This window comes from Bartonella sp. AA86SXKL, assembly GCF_042196885.1.
In genome coordinates this window covers 1-3855 of sequence record NZ_JBHIRE010000054.1, presented here as the reverse complement: position 1 = coordinate 3855, position 3855 = coordinate 1, and the positions used below count along the sequence as shown (strand labels likewise).

Genomic DNA, 3855 nt, shown 5'->3' with positions numbered 1-3855 from the left:
ACATGTCACCACTTGCACCACGTATCGCCCACCCCGTTTTGGTACCTAGATCAAAACAAAGAATCGTGTTAATCACCACGCCGCTCCATACAAAATGTGTTTTATAGGATTGTTTTTTTCTGAAAATGAAGGAAAGAAGGGTGTAAGAAATATGCAAGCGGTTTTAAATTGGATAGAACAGCATCCTGTATTATTTTCTGCGTTTTCTGTTTTATTTTCTGCACTTTCTTCGGTTGGTGCTTTATTATCCGCAATTTTTTCTTTTCGTTCTATTAAACAGACATTGAATTTAAGAAATGAAGATCGAATAGAAGCTGCAAAGTTCAGAAGAGAAGACCGAGAAAAATTTGAAACAGAATTAGCTAATGCCATGGACATAGCTAATTCAACTAAACAACAAGCAATATCAATGGAAAAGCTTGCTAACGTTCTAGAAAAACAGACAGAAATTCTAGAGCAGAGAAAACTTAATGTTTTTGTACAGCGTATAGTGATGCATAATGATCCTGATAATAAATCACAATTATTAATTGATATATTATTAACCATTGCAAATCCTACAAAACACATAATTAAAATTAATTCCATCAGTATAGAGAATGATAGAAATTATAAATTTATTCACGCAGTCTATCGTGGATTTACTGATTCAACCGTTTTTCCCCTCGGAGATATATACCAAATCCAGCCCCAAAGCTCCAAATACCTCTGTTTTAAACAACCCCAAACAGAGCCTCTAATACATGGAGATATTGACCCATTTAGCCTCATAGCTTTTGGCTCATTAGAACTAATTCTTACCATTTCGCCTCTCAAGAAAAATCCATTAATTTATCTAATATTTACTATGGAACACACTGCTATAGATCCTGAAAATCCACCAGAAAAAGTGAATTTTTTCGCTCACTGTATTCGTTTAAAAAATGCTTTCAATCCACTATAGTTTTCCCAGGTACGAGATAGCTCTGTTGTTCCTCAGGACTTTTTTTAGCAAGATCTTCCCATGTCAGTGGCTTTAACCCCAATAAATGCCCCAATAACTCTTGAGACCTCGGCCAATAGTCTAGTTGTGCAAATGTAATGGTATTTCGTGGTATAAACCATTCTTCAAAAGCTCTAACAACTTTAATTGCTTGAATCTTTGTCTGCTCATCCCTCATTAATTGTTGCAATAATTCCTGCGATCTATCTTCTTGTTCATCTGTAATGGGATTTAGTTCTATAAACTCTCTTACAAGCGTACGAACAGCTTTAGAGACTTGAATATTTTCATAAATATTTTCATATGACATCACACATTCTTGCCCTTTAGTGCTTTTCTCTAAACATTCTTGCACGTTTGCTTGTAATTCTTGTAAATGTTGTATTTTCTCTTCATTTTCTGCTAGCTGTCCTTCCATCAATGCTTTTTGTGACATTATTAACTCATTTTTTTCTGCTAGCTCTTTTCTAAGCCTTCGCACTCTTTTAGAAGAGTCATGAACAGCATAAAACGAAATCACATTCGCAATTAAGGAAATAACAATTGCTACTAAACTCATCTTTCTCTCCTCACTTACCCTTCTTCTTATTTTTACGAGCCGGCGCTTTTACTGCTTCATCACGCTGTTTAAGCTTTTGTGTTAGTCTTTCAACTTCCTCGTCGCGTGATTGAACATCTGCTTTTAGTGCCTGTATCTTTTCACTTTTCCGTGTAAAATCTTCTCGATACGCATCTATCTTTTGCTTCAATTCTTTAATTTCCGTATCACGTGATTGAACATCTGCTTCGAGTGTCATTACAACTTCACTTACATTTCTGAACGCCTTTTCATGCTCTTCAGTCTTTTGTTTCAGTTGTTTAATTTCCTCGTCACGTTCTTCAATCTCTTGCTTCAGTTGTTTAATTTCCTTGTCACGTTCTTCAAGATCCGCATCACATTCATCAATTGTCTGCTTGCTTTCCTTTAAATACCTAAACTCATTCTCTTTCATTTTTTTCTTAATATCTTGAACCTGCTCTTTAAGTGCTTTAACTTGATCGCGATAATGCAATGCAATACGAAACATCACTCCGCTTAAGAGCAAAACTGAAACCACTGCTATCCATAAAATTTCATTCGAACTCATTTTGATCTCCTTAATGCTGCAATCTATCGACCTTCTGATCAACACCGCAGCTCTTGCTAATTTTCGACAATGGGGGGTGTTGCTCTTGCATTAATCTCTGCAAGCGCTCGGGATAAAAAAAATCTTCTGGACGCAAATCTATCCCATGATCACGTGCGTAATCTAAAATTTTTTGCTGGTGTTTTGCTGGCATGTCACGCCATCTATAAACAGATGACACATCTCTTTGCACTATGGTTGCTACAGTTTTGAAACCACCTAAATATTTTATAATTAATCTCGAAGGCATATGTAATCTCCATAACAGCGCAATAAATAATTGCGTTTTATGCACAAGTCAACGAAATTATGCTTTTTTATCATTTTTGCACATTTGCATAAAAATATATTTTCAAGGATTATACGAACCATGGAACAAGATATTCAGTCCAAACTTAAGCTATGGATTAAAGAGCGTCTTAACGAACGAGGACACGGCGCACAAACATTATTAGCATCACATTTAGAACTACACCCATCAGCAGTGAATCGCATGCTTAATACCTATCAAAATGGTAAAACGCGAGATATAACCATAGATGAACTAGTAAAGATTTCTGAATTTTTTAACGAACCTCCCCCCAGTTTTTACAAAGAAGTAGACTTAGATTTTATGAAAATATGTGCATCACTTGATCCAGTTGACAAAGAAGCGGTGCTTGATTTTCTTGAATTATTAAAAAAATTAAAAACAAAATAAGTAATAATTAACTGCTCTTTTTCATTGAATAATGAAAAAACAGATTCTATTTTTTTATCTATATCGCTCATAAACATCTCCCAAATTGTGGATAGCGCATAATTTAATTATATATTTTAAGATTTATTTTTGCGTTTTATGCAAAATTTTAATTGACTTGTGCATAAAATACAATTATCACTGCACCATACCCCGAAAAAAAAAACCTATGTCAAGGCGTTTTTTTCAAAATGTATTTAAATATTTTGATATGGAGGCATTTGTGAATAAACCAGTGTTTATAAATTCTGATGAAATTCTCTTAGTGATGTGCGAAAATGAAGAACAAAATCTCGCTAAATCTGGTCCTTTATTAGAAGAAAAGGACATTATCAATTTTATCGACCAAACCGATAATGCTGTCCAAATTTTGCGCGTAGAACCAACGACTAATCGTTGCGAAGATATCTCTGAAGATATTGCCGAATTCTATCTTAAAGAATGTGAAGAGCAGTGTTTCAACGGAAACATTCCTCACGATTTTATTCTACACAGCACAGCATACGGTTTTTTTTTAGATGATATAAAACAGCGCGAATATGATGATGCAATGTATGGTTCTTACGAACAACAACACCGTTTGCGTCCTTGTGATGTGCTTTAAAAGCTAAAGGCGTTTTTAAAAGACGCCACCTTTTCAAAAAATTCACCACACAATGCAATGCCGTTCTTTTGCAAGAACGACAAAGGCAGAATCTAACTTAAAGGAGTAAAACCATGGAAAAAAAATACGAAATGACTGATGAAACAATCGAAGTTGGGGGCAAAACTCTCCACCGCATTCGTGCATTGAGAGACTTTGGATATGTCAAAAAAGGTGACGTTGGTGGTTTTATTGAGCATGAGGGTAATTTATCACATGATGGCAATTGCTGGGTTGCAGGTAATGCCAAGGTTTTTGGGAATGCCAAAGTCTATGCCAATGCACTAATCCAAGATTGTGCATTGGTTTATGATAACGCAACAAT

6 protein-coding genes and 1 pseudogene are annotated in these 3855 nt (G+C 35.1%); 4 read left to right on the top strand and 3 right to left on the bottom strand.

Translation table 11 applies throughout. The features are described 5' to 3' along the window. Positions 1-151 precede the first annotated feature (151 nt). Positions 152-943: a hypothetical protein gene (locus ACFIO5_RS09485; protein ID WP_375632835.1), complete on the top strand. Its 792-nt coding sequence runs from the start codon at positions 152-154 to the stop codon at positions 941-943. Here ACFIO5_RS09485 and ACFIO5_RS09480 read toward each other — a convergent pair. From ACFIO5_RS09480 to ACFIO5_RS09470, 3 genes are read right to left on the bottom strand one after another with little or no spacing between them, the layout of a single operon-like run. Next, positions 930-1541 (bottom strand): hypothetical protein, encoded by a 612-nt coding sequence (locus ACFIO5_RS09480; RefSeq protein WP_375610980.1) that lies wholly within the window; start codon positions 1539-1541, stop codon positions 930-932. The two genes, ACFIO5_RS09485 and ACFIO5_RS09480, sit on opposite strands and share 14 nt — an antisense overlap. A 10-nt stretch (positions 1542-1551) precedes the next feature. Beyond that, complete coding sequence (locus ACFIO5_RS09475; RefSeq protein WP_375635079.1) at positions 1552-2109, bottom strand: hypothetical protein; 558 nt, start codon at positions 2107-2109, stop codon at positions 1552-1554. A gap of 10 nt (positions 2110-2119) precedes the next feature. Further along, positions 2120-2398 carry a hypothetical protein gene (locus ACFIO5_RS09470; protein WP_375668451.1) on the bottom strand — a complete coding sequence of 93 codons (279 nt, stop codon included), beginning with the start codon at positions 2396-2398 and terminating at the stop codon, positions 2120-2122. 120 nt (positions 2399-2518) lie between these two features. Between ACFIO5_RS09470 and ACFIO5_RS09465 the strand changes: the two genes are divergently transcribed. From ACFIO5_RS09465 to ACFIO5_RS09455, 3 genes and pseudogenes are all read left to right on the top strand, one after another. Continuing rightward, positions 2519-2848, top strand: coding sequence for a helix-turn-helix transcriptional regulator (locus ACFIO5_RS09465; RefSeq protein ID WP_208439714.1), 330 nt, complete (start codon positions 2519-2521; stop codon positions 2846-2848). 262 nt (positions 2849-3110) lie between these two features. Continuing rightward, the gene (locus ACFIO5_RS09460; RefSeq protein WP_375643712.1) at positions 3111-3491 is read left to right on the top strand and encodes a hypothetical protein; all 381 of its coding nucleotides are present in this window, start codon (positions 3111-3113) and stop codon (positions 3489-3491) included. Positions 3492-3604: 113 nt separating this feature from the next. Further along, positions 3605-3855, top strand: a pseudogene (locus ACFIO5_RS09455) (hypothetical protein); the annotation flags it as partial.

What these genes read in the sequence shown, in the direction of transcription:
- ACFIO5_RS09465 (WP_208439714.1), top strand. Translation starts at nt 2,519, where the DNA reads ATGGAACAAGATATTCAGTCCAAACTTAAGCTATGGATTAAAGAGCGT.
- ACFIO5_RS09470 (WP_375668451.1), bottom strand. Translation starts at nt 2,398, where the DNA reads ATGCCTTCGAGATTAATTATAAAATATTTAGGTGGTTTCAAAACTGTA.
- ACFIO5_RS09485 (WP_375632835.1), top strand. Translation starts at nt 152, where the DNA reads ATGCAAGCGGTTTTAAATTGGATAGAACAGCATCCTGTATTATTTTCT.
- ACFIO5_RS09480 (WP_375610980.1), bottom strand. Translation starts at nt 1,541, where the DNA reads ATGAGTTTAGTAGCAATTGTTATTTCCTTAATTGCGAATGTGATTTCG.
- ACFIO5_RS09475 (WP_375635079.1), bottom strand. Translation starts at nt 2,109, where the DNA reads ATGAGTTCGAATGAAATTTTATGGATAGCAGTGGTTTCAGTTTTGCTC.